We start from the raw sequence: 15111 nt of genomic DNA, 5'->3' as shown, positions 1-15111 counted from the left end.
GGGGGCGGTCAGGGGTGCGCCGGGCGAGGGGCGCCGTCGCACATCGGCCGCCCCTCTCAGCGCGGGAGGGCGGCGGCGTCCGGGCTCGGCGCCTCGGCGAGGCGCGGATCGAGCTGGCCCTGCTTCTCCAGGGCGGACAGCTCGCTGAACCCGCCGATGCTGACGCCGTTGATGAAGATCTGGGGGACCGTGCGCTGCCCGGAGGCCTTGACCAACCAGGCGCGGAGGTCGTCCCGGCCCTCCACGTTGATCTGCGTGAACTGCACTTGCTTCTGGCTGAGCAGGCGCTTCGCCATGGCGCAGTATCCGCAGTACTCGGTGACGTAGATGGTGACGTCGGCTGCTTGCATGGGCATCTCGTCCTCTTTCCTTTCTCGGGACGGCCAAAGATGCAAGCGCACACGGCTCCACCTTGCGGTAGGCTGCGCGCATGGCCGAGAAAGAGGGGACGATTCACCTCGATCGCTACACAAGCGACGCGAAGCAGGTCGTCGCCGGCGCCCAGCAGATCGCGGACGAGCGCCAGCACGCCGAGGTCACGCCGCTGCACCTGCTGATGAGGCTGCTGGAGCGTGACCGGGGGGTATCCGAGGTGTTTCGGCGGGCCGGGGCCGACCCGAACGAGGTGCTCCAGCTCGCCGAGAACGCGCTGAAGAAGCTGTCCAAGGCCGGCAGCGGGGTGGCGTACGTCAGCCCGCGTCTGCTCGACCTCCTCGGGCGCGCCGAGCGGGAGGCGACCCGGGACAAATCGGCGAACGTCGGCATCGAGCACCTGCTCCACGCGCTCGCGCAGGAGATCCGCGGCCCCGCGGGGGAGATCCTCTCCTCGTTCGGCATCGGCCCCGGCGCGTTCCGGCCGCACCTCGGCGCGCTCGAGGCGGCCTCGCGCGAGCCCTCGCCCGCGGCGTCCAGCGCGTCGGAGCCCGGGCAGCCCGCGCCCTACACCCGGGACCTCGTCGCCGACGCCCGCGAAGGGCGGTTCGATCCGGTCATCGGGCGCGACGTCGAGGCGCGGCGCCTGCTGCAGATCCTCGAGCGGCGGTTCAAGAACCACCCGCTCATCGTCGGCGAGCCCGGCGTGGGCAAGACCGCGCTCATCCGGGGCCTGGCCGACCGGATCGCCCACGGCGACGTGCCCACGAACCTCGCGGGCGCCCACCTCTACGAGCTCGACACCGGCGCGCTCGTCGCCGGGGCGAAGCTCCGCGGCGAGATCGAGCAGCGCCTCAAGGTCCTGGTCGACCGCCTGCGCGGCGCGCAGGACGCCGAGAGCATCCTCGTGGTCGAGGACCTCGACGCGCTCTTCGGGCAAGGGGTGCAGGGCGCCGGCGTCGGCGAGCTCCTGAAGCCGCTCCTGTCGCGCGGGGAGATCCGGATCATCGCCACCACGACGCCGGAGGGCGTGCGCAAGATCAACGAGCGCGACCCCGGGATCATCCGCCGGTTCTCGACGATCACGCTGGAGGCGCCGAGCATCGATCAGGCGACGGAGATCCTGCGCGGGATCGCGACGAAGTACGAGGCCCACCACCGCGTCCGCGTGGGGGAGAGCGCCATCGCCTCGGCGGTCGCGCTGGCCAAGCGGTACATCTCGGACCGCGCGCTCCCCGACACGGCCGTGGACCTGCTCGACGAGACGTCGGCCCGCAAGCGGGTGGAGGTCGACGGCGTGCCGGCCGAGCTCGACGCCTTGAGCCGGCGCGTCGACGCGCTCCGCGCCCAGATCGCCGCGCTCGCCGACGACGACGACAAGCTCAGCGTCCAGACCCGCGCGCGCCTGGAGGCGGAGCTCGCGGACATCGAGCCGAAGGCGTCGTCGATGCGCAGCCGCAACGCGTCGCGCCGCGGCGTCATCGCCGCGTGCCAGGCCATCCGCCGGGAGCTCGTCGCCGCGACCGAGGCGCTGAAGGTGGCCCAGCGCGACAAGGCGTTCGCCAAGATCGGCGAGCTCGAGCACGTGACCATCCCGGAGATCAAGCGGCGGCTCCAGGCCGCCGAGGAGGCCGCGCAGCGGGAGGGGGTCGCGCCGACCTCGAACGTCGTCAGCGAGTCGGACGTGGCGGCGACGCTCAACGACTGGACCGGCATCCCGGTGGCCAAGATGCTCGAGGGCGAGGCCGAGAAGCTCCTCAAGATGGAGGAGCGGCTCGCGCAGCGGGTGGTGGGCCAGGACGAGGCGGTGCGCGCGATCGCGAAGGCGGTGCGCCGCGGGCGCGTGGGCCTGCGCGACCCGGGCAAGCCGATCGGCTCGTTCCTGTTCCTCGGGCCGAGCGGCGTCGGCAAGACGGAGCTCGCGAAGGCGCTCGCCGAGTTCCTGTTCGACGACGAGCAGGCGCTGACGCGCATGGACATGAGCGAGTTCATGGAGCGCCACATGGCCCAGCGCCTGATCGGGGCGCCCCCGGGCTACGCGGACAGCGAGCAGGGCGGCTTCCTCACCGAGGCGGCCCGGCGCCGGCCGTACAGCGTGCTCCTGTTCGACGAGGTCGAGAAGGCGCACGCGGACGTGTTCAACCTGCTGCTCCAGATCCTCGACGACGGCCGGCTCACGGACGGCCGCGGGCGGCTCGCCGACTTCTCGAACACGGTCGTCATCATGACCTCGAACATCGGGTCGAAGCGCGTGCTCGAGACCGACGCGAAGCTGTGGACCACGGAGGACGGGCGCGAGGCGATCCGCGACGTCCTGCTCGAGGAGCTGCGCGGGTTCTTCCGCCCGGAGTTCCTGAACCGGATCGACGACATCGTCGTGTTCAAGGCGCTCAGCAAGGACGACCTCCGGGGCATCGTGGACATCCAGCTCCGCCGCCTGGAGCAGCTGCTCACCGACAAGGACATCCGCCTCTCCCTCACGGACGCCGCGAAGGCGCGGCTCGTCGAGCTCGGCTACGAGCCCAGCCTCGGCGCGCGCCCGCTGAAGCGGGCGATCCTGCGCGAGCTCCAGAACCCGCTCGCCGAGACCATCCTGGCCGGCGGATACCAGCCCGGCCAGACGATGCGGGTCGACGTGAGCGACGAGAAGTTCGTCTTCACCAAGGCGTGAGGGGTCGCGCGTCGGGCCCGAGGCGGGCGCGCGACGGACGCGACCGGAGCCGGCGCCGCAGGGGAGGGCGGGGCGCTGCGCGACCGCGGCCTGATCGCGGCCGGCGCTCGGCCTGAGCCGCAGAAGCGGGCAATTTTCGGGCTTTATAGCGCCGGTGCGCGCGGCCGGCTCTCCGGGCGAAGAACCTGGGCGGACGGCGCCGCGAACCTCTTGCCAAGCGAAGCAAGGTCCGTATACTGCCGCTCCCTCGCTCACCGGGCCCTCGGCTCGAGGGCCAATGCGTGGCGTAAGGTGAGGGATCGCGGTCCCCAGGTTGAGGAAGACGCACCATGTACGCGGTCATCAAGACGGGCGGCAAGCAGTATCGGGTCGCCGAAGGTCAGAAGCTCCGGGTCGAGAAGCTTGCCGGCAATGCCGGTGACAAGGTCACCTTCAGCGAGGTGCTCCTCGTCGGCGGCGACTCTCCCAAGATTGGCAAGCCCCTCGTGAGCGGCGCCTCCGTCGCTGCCGAGATCACCGGGCAGGACCGCGGCAAGAAGATCGTGGTCTTCAAGTTCAAGCGCCGGAAGAACTACCGCCGCAAGAACGGCCACCGTCAGCCGTACACCGAGCTCAAGATCACCGGCATCACCGCCTAGCAGGAGAAGTAGACATGGCTCACAAAAAAGGCGGCGGCTCCTCCAGGAACGGCCGCGACTCGAACGCGCAGCGCCGTGGGGTGAAGGTGTACGCCGGCGCGCCGGTGCGCGCTGGCAACATCCTGGTCCGGCAGGTCGGCTCCTCGATCCACGCCGGCCACAACGTCGGCACCGGCCGCGACTTCACGCTCTTCGCCCTCGTCGATGGCGTCGTGACGTACGAGTGGAAGTCCAACACCAAGAAGCAGGTGTCGGTCTACCCGGCGTCCTGAGCTTCCCCTCTCCGGGACGGCGGCATGAGCCGTCCTTTTGCGTCCCGCCTGTTGCGCTCCGTGCGCTCACGCTTCACCCCAACGCGGTGACGACCTACAAGCTCCTTGCCCTCGACGTCGACGGGACCCTCGTCCGGCGCGACGGCTCCATCCACGAGGAAGACCTCCTCGCCATCCAGCGGCTCCAGAGCGCCGGCATCCCGATCTCGATCGCGACCGGGCGCCTGTACTCGGGGACGCGCGAGGTCGCGCGGCGGATCGGCGTGCTCGGCCCCATCGCGTGCGTCGACGGCAGCCACATCGTGCACACCGAGGGCGACGCGCACCTGTACTCGCGCACGATCTCCGGCGCCCACGCGGCCCTGCTGCGCTCGATCACCGAGCGGCACGCGACGGCGTCGTTCCTCTTCGCGCAGGACAGCATCGTCCACGACGCGACCGGCACGCCGCACGTCCACTACGTCCGCGGCTGGTCGCACGCGATCGCCGAGGTCGAGCGCGTCTCGTCGCACCCGTACTGGGAGCACGAGCACGGGCTGCTCGCGCTCGTGGCGATCGGGACCGAGCTGCAGGTCATGGCCGCCGTCGAGGAGGTCCGGTCCGGGCTCGGCGAAGCGGCCTTCGTCGTCTCGTTCCCGTTCCTGCGCGACGGTCACACGAGCATCTGGGCCATGATGGTCCGCGCGTCCGGGTCGACGAAGGGGACGGCGATCGCGTGGCTCGCGGAGCACTACGGCTGCGCGACGTCGGACGTGGTCGTCGTCGGCGACTGGCTCAACGATCTGCCGATGTTCGAGGTCGCGGGGCGATCGTTCGCGATGGCGCAGGCGCCCGAGGACGTGAAGCAGGCGGCGACCGACCGCCTGGAGGCCGACGGCCTGCGCGGCGGCGGCATCGCCGAGGCGATCCGCCGCGCCTTCGGTCGCTGAGCCGAGGGCGGCAGAGAGCGCCGAAGCGCAGCGGGGGAGCACCGCTCGGCGCTCCCCCGCGCGAAGCTCCGTGTCAGGCCTTGCGCTGCGCCGGCTGGGCCGCGGCGGCGAGCTGCTGCTGCTGCTGCTGCAGGTACTGCGCGACGGCGCGCGAGCGCTCGATGGCGAACTGCTTGACCTCCTTGTTCGGAGAGCCCGCGAGCGCGTTCAGCAGCTTGGTCACCTTCTCGAGCTGGCGCGACTGGAACAGCGCCTCGAAGTAGTTGTTGGCCAGGCGCACGTCGCGGCTCATCTTCGCCTCGTGCGGCTGGAGCAGGCGGACCACCGCCTCGAGGTCGTTCTTCTGCCCGTACAGCGCCGAGAGACAGAGCAGCGCCAGCGGGTTGTCCGGGTTCAGCGCGACCGCCTTCTTGGCGTACTCGACCGCCTTGTCCCGCGTCTCCTCGTTGGCCGCGTAGAAGCCCTGGATCGCGATGTACGGCGCCGGCGTCTTCTTGTCGGCCGAGAACTTCTCGATCTCGGCGACCGCGCTCGCCTCGTCGCCGCGCTGCTTCAGGTACTGGAAGAGGTAGGCCCACGCGTCGATGCACTCCACGTCGATCGCGATCGCCTTCTCGATGAACTCGCGCTCCTTCGCGTCTTCCTTGCGCGCCTGGTAGAGCTTCGCGAGGTGCAGCGAGGGGTAGGGGTTGTCCTTGAGCAGGTTCTGCGCGCCCTTCAGCGTCCCCTCGGCCTTGTCGTGCTTGTCCTGCGAGAGCTGCGCGATGCCGAGCGCGAGCCAGTCGTCGCCCGTGCCGCCCTTCGCGACCACCTTCGAGAGCACCTGCTCGGCGCGCTGCAGCCGGTTGTGCTTGAGGAGCTCCTGCGCGTAGATGCGCCCGCGGTTCAGATCGTCGGGCTGCTCGGTCCAGTGCTTCTCGAGGCCGGCGAGCAGGTCCTCCAGGCCGATCGCGATCGGGCGCCCCTGGTCGTCCTGCACCTGAACCGCCGGCCCGTTGAAGCCGAGGAGCTGCCACATCTGATCGAGGGTCACCGCCGCGGGGCCCTGCTCGAGCAGACCCTTCAGCTCATCGGTCGGCTTGTTGACCGGGATGACGATGAGCGCGTTCCCCGGCACGCCGTTCGGGAAAGCGCTCACGGGCGCGACGATCGCTGCCCCTCCCGCGATATTGAGCCCAGCCGCCTGCTGCTGTCCGTTCGTCGTCATCGTCGATGCTCCGAGATCTCTTCCCCACGCGCGCCGAGGCGCAGGCATCACCCAGCCTCGCCCCGGTACCCTGCGCGCCAAATTGATGGGGGCCGTAGTTCGTGTAGAAGGGGCGCGAACGCTAGCAGGGAGGGCCCACCCGGGCAACGGGGGAGCTCGGAGAGCACGGCCCCGCGCCGCGCTCGGTCCGCCCGGGTTTACACCCGAGATTCCACCCGTGATTCCAGTGAATTTTGCCGCGCTCGCCGCGCTCGCCGCGCTCGCCGCGCTGCCGGATTGCCGCGCTGCGGCCTGCGTCGCCGCTGCAGTCGCTGCGACGCGCGGCGCGCCGTCGCTCGTGGGATCGCTGTCGTGCTCGCTGTCGCTCTCGCCGTCACGGACGCTCATGTCGCTCGCCCTCTCCCTGTGCTCCGCGCGCCGTCCTAGTCGAGTCGCGGGCCGGCGGCGAGGGCCGGCTTGAGCTCGAGCGCCGGCCCGGAGCGCGCCGGCGCCGCGCTGCGCAACCGCTCCGCCAGGTGGGTGCGGCGCTCTTCTTTCCGGGTCTCCGCCAGCGCCAGCGACACGGCCCGCGGATCCGCGACGAGCACCACGAGCCGCTTGCCGCGCGTCACCGCCGTGTAGATGAGGTTCCGCGAGAGCATCACGAAATGCTGGGTGAGGATCGGCACGATCACCGCCGGATACTCGCTCCCCTGGCTCTTGTGGATGCTCGTCGCGTAGGCGAGCGTCAGCTCGTCGAGCTCCGCTTCCTCGTAGCTGACCTCACGATCGTCGAAGCGCACCTGGAGCTTCCGCTCCTCGGCGTTCACCTCCGTGACGAACCCCACGTCGCCGTTGTAGACCTCGCGGTCGTAGTCGTTGCGGAGCTGCATCACCTTGTCGCCGAGCCGCAGCGTCCGCGCGCCGCGCGTGACGCTCGGGCCCTCGGGGTTCAGCGCCGCCTGCAGCCGCGCGTTCAGGGCGATCGCGCCGGCCTCGCCCTTGTGCATCGGCGTCAGCACCTGCACGTCCCGCCGCGGGTCCAGCCCGAACCCCTTGGCGATGCGCTCCGTCACGAGGTGGAGGATCAGCTCCGCCGCCGCCTCGGCCTCGGTCCGCTCGATGACGTAGAACTCGCCGCCGGGCCCGCGCGCGCCCTCCGGCGGCTCGCCGTCGTGGATCCGGTGCGCGTTCCGGACGATGAGGCTGCCCTCGGCCTGCCGGAAGATCTGCGTGAGGCGCGCCGTGGGCACCTCGCCGGAGGCGATCACGTCCCGCAGCACCGCGCCCGGCCCGACCGACGGCAGCTGGTCGACGTCGCCCACCAGCACGAGCCGCGCCGCGTCGGACGTGGCCTGGAGGAGCGCGTCGGCGAGCGCCAGATCGAGCATCGACGCCTCGTCGACCACGATCGCCGCCGCCTCGATCGGGCGACCCCGCTGGCGCGCGAACTTGCGCTGCTTGGGGTCGAACTCCAGGAGGCGGTGGAGCGTGACCGCCTCGCGCCCGGTCGCCTCGCTCATCCGCTTGGCGGCGCGGCCCGTGGGCGCGGCGAGCCGCACCGGGAGCCGGGCGCGGTCGAAGAGCGCCAGGATGGCCCGGACGATGGTCGTCTTGCCGACGCCGGGGCCGCCCGTGATGACCAGCACCTTGTTCCGCGCCGCCTGCTCCACGGCGCTGCGCTGCGCGGGCGCCAGCGAGACCTTCGTCTTCGCCTCGAACGCGGCGATCGCCGCGTCGACGCCCTCCGCGAGGCGCGCGTCGCCGGCCTCGTCGTCCCCGAGCAGCGAGCGCATCCGGCGCGCGAGCCGCACCTCGGCCTCGTAGAGGTCCTTCGGGTAGACGGCCACCTCGCCGGTCGACAGCGTCTCGACGCGCACGTGGCCGCTCGCCGCGAGCGCGTCGATCGCGCCGTCGACCTCGGGGGCGTCGCGCTCGAGCATCGCCGCGGCGAGCTCCGCGAGCTCCGGCCGCTCCGCGAGCGTGTGCCCGCGGGTCGACAGGTCGACGAGCGTCTGCAGCACGCCCGCCTGCGCCCGCTCGGGCGAGTCGGCCCGGACGCCGATCGAGCGCGCGATCCGGTCGGCGGTCTTGAAGCCGATGCCCCACACGTCGAGCGCGAGCCGGTACGGGGAGCGGGAGACGATGTCGATCGCGTGGGGGCCGAACCGCTTGTAAATGCGGCTCGCCAGCGCCGGGGAGGCGCCGTGCGCCTGGAGGAAGATCATGATGGCCCCGATCGCCCGCTGCGCCGCCCACGCCTTCGCGACGGCCTGCGCCCTGCGCTGGCCGAGCCCGGGGACCTCGGCGAGCCGCTCCGGCGACCGGTCGAGGATCTCCAGCGTCTCGGCGCCGAACGCCTCCACGATCCGCTTCGCGTACGCGGGCCCGATGCCCTGCACCATGCCCGACCCGAGGTAGCGCTCGAGCCCGTCGAGCGTGGCGGGGGCGATCGGCAGCAGGGTCTCGACCTTGAGCTGCTCGCCGTGCTTCGGATCGCGCTCGTAGCGCCCGGTCGCGCGCACGCGCGTGCCGGGGACGACCTGCGGGAACACCCCGACCCAGACCTCCGGGGCGGCGCCGGGGCTGACCTCCACCCGCAGCACCCGGAAGCCGCTCGACTCGTTCTCGTAGGTGACGCGGGCGACCTCGCCCTCGACCGTCGCGGGCCCGTTGCCCGCCGCCTCCCTGGCCGAGAAGAGCCGCTGCTGGCCCCCGCCGCCCGGCGGGCGCTCGCCGGCCCCGCCGGGGCGCTCGCCGCGCTCGTGCGGGCGCGGCGCGCCGTCCGGCGGCGGCGCCGGCGCGGCTGCCCCCCGGGCTACCCGATCGGGGCGGCCGCTCCGCTGGGACCCTTGCACGAAGGCAGCATGTAGCCGCCGGCCCGCCGGCGGCAACGCCCTCGTGCGCCGCGGCGCGTGATACTCCTCGCGGGTGCCGGAGCTCCCCGAGGTCGAGCACGCCGCCGCCTCGCTGCGCCGCTTCCTGGCGGGCGACCGGATCGCGTCCGCCGAGGGCGACCGCACCCGCGTGTTCCGCGGATCGAGCCGCGACGCTTTCGAGCGCGATCTCGCGGGCCGCGCGCTCGAGCGCATCACGCGCTTCGGCAAGTACCTCGCGCTGGAGCTCGACGCCGGCGTGGTGCTGCTCAGCCACCTCGGGATGACCGGCAAGTGGGTGCGCCGCTCGCCGGGCGAGCCCGCGCCGGCGCACAGCCGCGCCCGGCTGCTGCTCGCCTCGGGGAGCGTGCTCCACTACAACGACCCGCGGCTCCTCGGCCGCCTCGCGGTCCTGCGCGGCGTCTCGCCGCGGGAGATCCCCGAGATCGCCGCGCTCGGCCCGGATCCGCTGCGCGACGGGATCGACGTGGACGACCTGGCGCGGCGCGCGCGGGCGAGCGCGCGCGCCGTGAAGGCGATCCTCATGGACCAGGCGGTGATCGCCGGCCTCGGCAACATCCAGGCGACCGAGGCGCTCTTCCGGGCCGGCGTGCACCCGGCGCGGCCGGGCCGATCCCTCTCGCGCGAGGAGGTGGCCGCGATCGCCGCGGGCGCCCTGGACTCGATCGCGCACACGCTCCGGGCGATCGGCGTTGGGGAGATCGCCTACCTGTCCGAGTCCGGCGCGACACCGAACCCGTTCCTGGTCTACGCGCGCGCCGGCGAGCCGTGCCCCCGCTGCGGCGCGGCGCTGGAGACGCGCGCGATCGGCGGCCGCTCCAGCGCCTTCTGCCCGCGCTGCCAGCCGGAGCGCGGCCGCGCGCGGGCGCGAGCGGGGCCGCGCAGGGCGCCCCGGCGCTGAACACCCGTCGCGCGAAGGGATTTGCGCCGCGGACCCGCGGTTGGCGTGACATCTTCGTGCCGGTATAGTGGCCCCGCGATGGGCCGCAGCACCTTGCTTTCCGTCCTCTGCGCCCTCGTTCTCGCGGGCTGTGCCGGGAGCGCGCCGGAGGCGGCGCGGTCCAAGGACCGCCTGCTGCGCGTGGCCGCCTCGGTCTCCACGGAGCCGAGCGGCGGCGCGCCTGCGCCCGGGGCAGCGGCGGAGGAGGCCGCGCACGCGGACGCGCACGAGCACGAAGACGAGGTGGACGAGGACGGCGCGGAGGTCGACGACGGCCTGGATCTGCCGGTGGATCCGGGCGCCGGCACGCGCGCGCACTCGCCGCTCGCGGCGATGACCGAGTCCCAGATCGAGGAGCTGCTCGCGAAGGACCCGGCGGCGCTGGGGCCGATGTCGGTGGGCGCCACCAACGCCGGCGCGCTGTTCAACGGCGTCCGGATGCCGGAGAGCGACCGGTGGGAGCTCGTCGACCCGGGCCACGCCTGGGGGACGCGCGAGACGATCGACGCGCTCGACCGGGCGATCGCGGAGGTGCACCGGCAGTTCCCGGGCAGCCCGAAGCTCTACATCGGGCACATCAGCGCCCGGGACGGCGGCCGGCTCTCTCCGCACAAGAGCCACCAGGCCGGGCGCGACGTCGACATCAGCTATTTCCTCGACGCGCGGCACCGCTGGTACCAGCGGGCCACGGCGGCGAACCTCGATCGAGAGCGCACCTGGGCGTTCGTCCGGGCGCTCATCACCGAGACCGACGTGGAGCTCATCCTCATCGACAGCAGCGTGCAGCGGCTGCTCAAGGAGCACGCGCTGAAGATCGGCGAGGACAAGGACTGGCTCGACGAGGTCTTCCAGTACGGGTCGAGGAAGCCGCGCCCGCTCATCCGCCATGCCCGGGGGCACGCGAACCACATCCACATCCGGTTCTACAGCCCGGTCGCGCAGGAGTCGGCCGTGCGCGCGTACCCGCTGCTCGTGAAGCGCGGGGCGATCAAGCCGACGGCGCAGTACGTGCGGCACACCGCGAAGAAGGGGCAGACGCTGGGCTCGCTGGCCCGGCAGTACGGCACCACGGTGGAGGCGATCAAGCGGGCCAACGGCCTGCGCTCGACGGCGATCCAGGCGAAGCGCGTCTACAACATCCCGCGGCCGTCGAGCGGACCCGCCGCCCCGCCGAAGCACGTCGTCGTGCCGCCGCGCCGGCTGCCCCCGCCGCGGGCCGCGGAGGCGTCTCCGCCGGTGCGCCACGAGGAAGCCGGGCCGGCGCTGGGCGGCTGAGCTGCGGGAGGGGCTCCGCTGCCGGTCCTGCGGGGCGCGGCCTCCGCGCGGGCGCGGCCTCCGCCCCGCTCAGTGCTTCACGTCGACGACGAGCCGCGCCGGCTTGGTCAGCTCGAGGACGCGGTACTTGTTCGGCGACGAGACCCCGAGCACCCACGTCACCTCGGCCTCGAAGTCGCACGTCCGCTCGAGCTCCAGCGCCACGCCGAGCGCGAGCTTCCGCTCGCGGAACGGGATCGTGGCCTTCCCCTCGTCCGTGTGCGCCGCGGCGGGGGTCATGCGCACGGCGAGCCATCCGTCGCCGGCGATCTCGGTCGCCTCGCCCGAGCCGCACTGCCGCACCGGCTTGTCGATGTAGTCGACGTGGTAGCCCGGCACCGCGTCCCCCTCGAACTCGAACACGACGCGGTCGTAGTGCTCGTGCCGGGCCGCGCGCACGTCGCGGAGGATCGCGACCTTCGCGCCGGCGCGCGGCTTGTCGGTGGCGCCCGCGGTGCCCTCGAACGTGTCGGTGCTCGTGGGATCCGCCGCCTTCGGAGGCCGCGGCGTGGGCGGCTCGTCGTCCACGGCCGGCCCTTCGGGGCGCGTGTCGATCGGCGTCACGTGCGGGATGGGCTGAGCAGGCTCGCTGCCGGCGCCGCCGCGGCAGCCCGCGGCGAGCGACACGGTTGCGGCGGCGAGCAGGAGGTCGGCGGTCCTCATGAGGGGCTTTCATGGCGCCGCGGCCGCCGAACGTCCACCGCGACGAGGCGGCGCGCGCGGCGCCGCGGGCATCGCGAGCGACGGCGCGGCCGGCGCGCGCCGTCGAGGATCACCGCGAGGGCGCCCGCGCCCTGGCCAGGATCGCCGCGAGCCGGGGCACGATCTCGTCCACCGCGCGCTCGCCCTTCACCGACCCCTCGATGCGGAGGGGCGTCCCCCGGCCGTCCTCGCCGGGCACGACGAACAGCGGGATCATCTCGGACGCGTACCCGGCCTCGGCGAGCCGATCCCGGTCGCGGTCGAGGTCGAACTCGAGCAGGCGCAGCGCCGGGAAGGCCGCGTCGAGCTGGCCCGCCTTCACGGCGTCGTGGAACCTCGTGCACGGCTCGCACCACGGCGCGCCCACGTAGACGACGAGCTCGCGCCCCTCCCGCCGGGCGCGCTCCCGCGCCGCTTGCACCAGCGCCGGCACCTCGCCGCCGTCCGGCGCGAGCTCGACCTCGGCCCGCAGCGCCGCCGGCCGCGCGACGCCGCTCCCCGCGGCCGGCGCGGAGGTCTCCTCCCGCGAGCAGCCGAGGAGCGCCGCGAGACAGAGCACAAGCCCGGCGCCAGCCGACCCCTTCCGGCCATGACCGTTCACGTCGTCGTCTCCCTCTCGGCCACGGTCTTGCTCACGGCGGCCGGCTGCGCCAGCGCCTCAGGGGAGCACGAGCTTCATCGAGAACACGTAGTCGACGTTGACCGGCCGGCCCTGGTAGGTGACCGGCTTGTAGCGGCTCGCCGCGAGCGCCTCGAGGACCGCCTCGTTCATGTGGGGCACGCCCTTGACGATCCGGCAGCCGGTGAGGCTGCCGGCCGTCGTCACCACGCACTTCGCGAGGACCGTCCCCTCGACCCGCGCCTGCCGCGCCTGCCGCGTGTAGACGACCGCGGGCGCGACGAGCGGCACGGGGCGCGTCATCCCCTCCTGGAACGGCAGGATCTCGGGGGTGGCCGGCGCCGGCGCGGGCGGCGCCGCGGCGGCCCCGGCCGCCGGAGGCTCCGGCGGGGCGAGCGCGGCCGGCTGGGCGGCGCTCGGCCCGGCAGCGATGGGCCCGGCGCTCGACGACGGTGCATCGCTCGGCGGCCCGGCGCTCGGCGGCTCTGCCGGGTACGCCGGCTCCGGGAGCGCGCTCGCCGCGTGCTGCGGGCTCGGCGCCGCCGCGGCGAGCGCCTCGAGCTCCGCCGAGGCGGTCTCGTCCTCGGGGCGGACGACCAGCACGGCCGACTTGTAGCCGGGCTTGGTCAACGTGAGCCGGTACTCGGCCGTGGTCCCGGCGCCCTGCAGCACGAGCCGGCACGGGGTCGCCAGGCAGACCTCCGTCCCCCGGTCGGACACGCGGGCCCCGGGCGGGGCGCTCTCGATCCTCACGATCCTGAACTCGGCCGCCGCGCTGGGCTCTCCGCCCGCCGAGGCCTCGACGGGCATCGCGAGCGGCACCGGGGCGGGCTGGACGGCGGCCGGGGCGCTCGGGGCGTCCGGAGCGCGCCCGCGCACGTGCCCGGTGAGCGCCAGCACGAGCCCCCCGCCGACGAGCGCCGCGACGAGCGCCACGATGTAGACGGACACCGGCGCAGGACGAGCAGGGCCGACGGAGCCGCTGACGGTCGGCGGCGCCTGGGCCGGAGAGAGCGAGTCGCCCTGCGGCTGGCGGATCGGCGCGAAGGGCTCGCTCGCCCCGGCGCGGGGCGGCGCGCCCGGCTCGTTCGGCGACGGCGCGAGGGCCGAGAGGCGCGGGCCCGAGTTCGACGGCGCGGAGGGCAGCGCGCCGCCGAGCTGCGCCACGGACAGGCGGTCGGGCGCCGAGGCCCGCGTGAGATCGATCGGCTCGCCGGCCGCGCTCTTCAGCGCGGTGAGACACTCCTTCATCGACGGGAAGCGCCTGTCCGGGTCCTTCTCGAGACACCGCATCACGATGGCTTCCATCGCCGGCGACACGAGCGCGCCTTGAGCGCTCCCGGCGAGCGGCGGCGGCGGCTCGCTGACGTGGGCCATGAGGGTCGCCGTGGGCACCTTCTTGTCGAACGGCACCTTGCCCGAGAGCATCTCGTAGAGCAGGACGCCGAGCGCGTAGATGTCCGCGCGCGGCGAGAGCTCCTGGCCCATCGCCTGCTCCGGCGCGGTGTACTTGGGAGAGCCGATGAACAGGCCCTTCTGGGTCAGATCGTCCAGGTCCTGCCCCGAGACGTCCTTGACCAGGCCGAAGTCGAGCACCTTGACGAAGTCGTTCTCGTCTCCCTGGTCGACGAGGAGCACATTGCTCGGCTTGAGATCCCGGTGCACGAGGCCGAGGCCGTGCGCCTCGATGAGCGCGCGGCAGATCTGCCGCGCGATCCGGCTCGCGCGCGCCTCGGGCAGCGCGCCCTCGTCGTGGAGCACCCGGTGCAGCGTACGGCCAGCGATGTACTCCATCGCGATGAAATAAATGCCGCGCGGATCGTCCCTGCCGTAATCGAAGACGGTGACGGAGTTCGGGTGGGTGAGCCGCGCCGCGGTCGCGGCCTCGCGTGAAAAGCGCCGGAAGAACTCCGGATCTTGCTCGCGGCGCTCGTCGGGCACGAGGAGCTTGAGGGCGCAGATCCGTCCCAGGGCCGATTGCTCTGCCCTGTACACCTTGCCCATACCCCCGCGCGCGATGAGCGATACGATCCGATATCGACCGGCGATCGTGGCGCCGATGAGCGGGTCTTGACCGCTGCTCCTGGTCGCACCCATGCCGTTCATCATACGCACGACGGCGGGGGCGCGGCTACCCCAACGCCCGTGTTTTGCGCGTCTCGTTGGATTGCGCACCTCGGGATCTCCGCGCAGCTCCGCTCGTTCGGCGATGCGGCGCGGCCGTGTCTGGTGCGCTATCGGCGGCGCGCTCGATCGCATCTTCACGCGGCTCGGCGCCGGCGAGCGCGGCGCGGTTCATCGGAGAGCACCGGAAGTTTACGGCTCTGTTTCGCGACGACTCCATGTCTGTTGGCCAACCGCGCGAGCGCGCGTCGCATCGAGGTGGCCTCCGCACACACACCGCGGCTCGGACGTCGGCGCTCGCCCCTCCGAGGCGGTGCGCGCCGCGAGGGCAGGGGGCGAGCCGCCCCGCCGAGCGGCGCGGGGTCGGGCCGGCAATCTGGAGTTCATTCAACGCCCTGGGCGCCATCTTCCCGCTCAAAATCGCGTCGCAGGTCCGGAACTTGGCGC

General features: G+C 73.1%; 12 protein-coding genes. 6 read left to right on the top strand and 6 right to left on the bottom strand.

Features of this window, described 5'->3' with window-relative positions; translation table 11 throughout:
• Positions 1-56: 56 nt before the first annotated feature.
• Positions 57-356, bottom strand: a complete 300-nt coding sequence (gene grxC, locus WME83_RS45345; protein WP_437315937.1) for a glutaredoxin 3 — start codon at positions 354-356, stop codon at positions 57-59.
• Positions 357-430: 74 nt separating this feature from the next.
• Between grxC and WME83_RS45340 the strand changes: the two genes are divergently transcribed.
• The 4 genes from WME83_RS45340 (at position 431) to WME83_RS45325 (ending at position 4882) form a co-directional block, all read left to right on the top strand.
• Positions 431-3043, top strand: coding sequence for an ATP-dependent Clp protease ATP-binding subunit (locus WME83_RS45340; protein ID WP_437315936.1), 2613 nt, complete (start codon positions 431-433; stop codon positions 3041-3043).
• A gap of 329 nt (positions 3044-3372) precedes the next feature.
• Positions 3373-3681, top strand: a complete 309-nt coding sequence (gene rplU, locus WME83_RS45335) for a 50S ribosomal protein L21 (RefSeq protein WP_020740951.1) — start codon at positions 3373-3375, stop codon at positions 3679-3681.
• 14 nt (positions 3682-3695) lie between these two features.
• Entirely contained in the window at positions 3696-3953 is a 258-nt protein-coding gene (rpmA, locus tag WME83_RS45330) for a 50S ribosomal protein L27 (protein WP_012240530.1), read from the top strand.
• A gap of 86 nt (positions 3954-4039) precedes the next feature.
• A complete protein-coding gene (locus WME83_RS45325; RefSeq protein WP_437315935.1) occupies positions 4040-4882 on the top strand; it encodes an HAD family hydrolase in 843 nt (280 codons plus the stop codon).
• A 73-nt stretch (positions 4883-4955) separates the two neighbouring features.
• Here the strand turns inward: WME83_RS45325 and WME83_RS45320 are convergent, their stop codons facing one another.
• Positions 4956-6089 (bottom strand): tetratricopeptide repeat protein, encoded by a 1134-nt coding sequence (locus WME83_RS45320; RefSeq protein ID WP_437315934.1) that lies wholly within the window; start codon positions 6087-6089, stop codon positions 4956-4958.
• Positions 6090-6511: 422 nt separating this feature from the next.
• Positions 6512-8926: an SF1B family DNA helicase RecD2 gene (gene recD2, locus WME83_RS45315; RefSeq protein ID WP_437315933.1), complete on the bottom strand. Its 2415-nt coding sequence runs from the start codon at positions 8924-8926 to the stop codon at positions 6512-6514.
• A gap of 73 nt (positions 8927-8999) precedes the next feature.
• Here recD2 and mutM point away from each other — a divergent pair, with 73 nt between their 5' ends.
• Positions 9000-9866 carry a bifunctional DNA-formamidopyrimidine glycosylase/DNA-(apurinic or apyrimidinic site) lyase gene (gene mutM, locus WME83_RS45310; protein ID WP_437315932.1) on the top strand — a complete coding sequence of 289 codons (867 nt, stop codon included), beginning with the start codon at positions 9000-9002 and terminating at the stop codon, positions 9864-9866.
• A 93-nt stretch (positions 9867-9959) separates the two neighbouring features.
• On the top strand, positions 9960-11180 hold the full coding sequence (locus WME83_RS45305) for a LysM peptidoglycan-binding domain-containing protein (RefSeq protein ID WP_437315931.1): 1221 nt from the start codon (positions 9960-9962) through the stop codon (positions 11178-11180).
• A 69-nt stretch (positions 11181-11249) separates the two neighbouring features.
• Here WME83_RS45305 and WME83_RS45300 read toward each other — a convergent pair whose 3' ends face one another.
• From WME83_RS45300 to WME83_RS45290, 3 genes are all read right to left on the bottom strand, one after another.
• Positions 11250-11882, bottom strand: coding sequence for an AMIN-like domain-containing (lipo)protein (locus WME83_RS45300; protein ID WP_437315930.1), 633 nt, complete (start codon positions 11880-11882; stop codon positions 11250-11252).
• A gap of 109 nt (positions 11883-11991) precedes the next feature.
• A complete protein-coding gene (locus tag WME83_RS45295; RefSeq protein ID WP_020740943.1) occupies positions 11992-12480 on the bottom strand; it encodes a thioredoxin family protein in 489 nt (162 codons plus the stop codon).
• 99 nt (positions 12481-12579) lie between these two features.
• Positions 12580-14637: a TonB family protein gene (locus tag WME83_RS45290; protein WP_437315929.1), complete on the bottom strand. Its 2058-nt coding sequence runs from the start codon at positions 14635-14637 to the stop codon at positions 12580-12582.
• Positions 14638-15111: the final 474 nt, after the last annotated feature.

The sequence above is a fragment of the Sorangium sp. So ce385 genome (assembly GCF_051474135.1).
GTDB classification, from domain to species: Bacteria; Myxococcota_A; Polyangia; order Polyangiales; family Polyangiaceae; genus Sorangium; species Sorangium cellulosum_D.
The sequence above is the reverse complement of the archived record's forward strand: the minus strand, read 5'-3'. Positions and strand labels throughout refer to the sequence as shown.

What these genes read in the sequence shown, in the direction of transcription:
- WME83_RS45290 (WP_437315929.1), bottom strand. Translation starts at nt 14,637, where the DNA reads ATGGGTGCGACCAGGAGCAGCGGTCAAGACCCGCTCATCGGCGCCACG.
- rplU (WP_020740951.1), top strand. Translation starts at nt 3,373, where the DNA reads ATGTACGCGGTCATCAAGACGGGCGGCAAGCAGTATCGGGTCGCCGAA.
- grxC (WP_437315937.1), bottom strand. Translation starts at nt 356, where the DNA reads ATGCCCATGCAAGCAGCCGACGTCACCATCTACGTCACCGAGTACTGC.
- WME83_RS45300 (WP_437315930.1), bottom strand. Translation starts at nt 11,882, where the DNA reads ATGAGGACCGCCGACCTCCTGCTCGCCGCCGCAACCGTGTCGCTCGCC.
- rpmA (WP_012240530.1), top strand. Translation starts at nt 3,696, where the DNA reads ATGGCTCACAAAAAAGGCGGCGGCTCCTCCAGGAACGGCCGCGACTCG.
- WME83_RS45340 (WP_437315936.1), top strand. Translation starts at nt 431, where the DNA reads ATGGCCGAGAAAGAGGGGACGATTCACCTCGATCGCTACACAAGCGAC.
- WME83_RS45320 (WP_437315934.1), bottom strand. Translation starts at nt 6,089, where the DNA reads ATGACGACGAACGGACAGCAGCAGGCGGCTGGGCTCAATATCGCGGGA.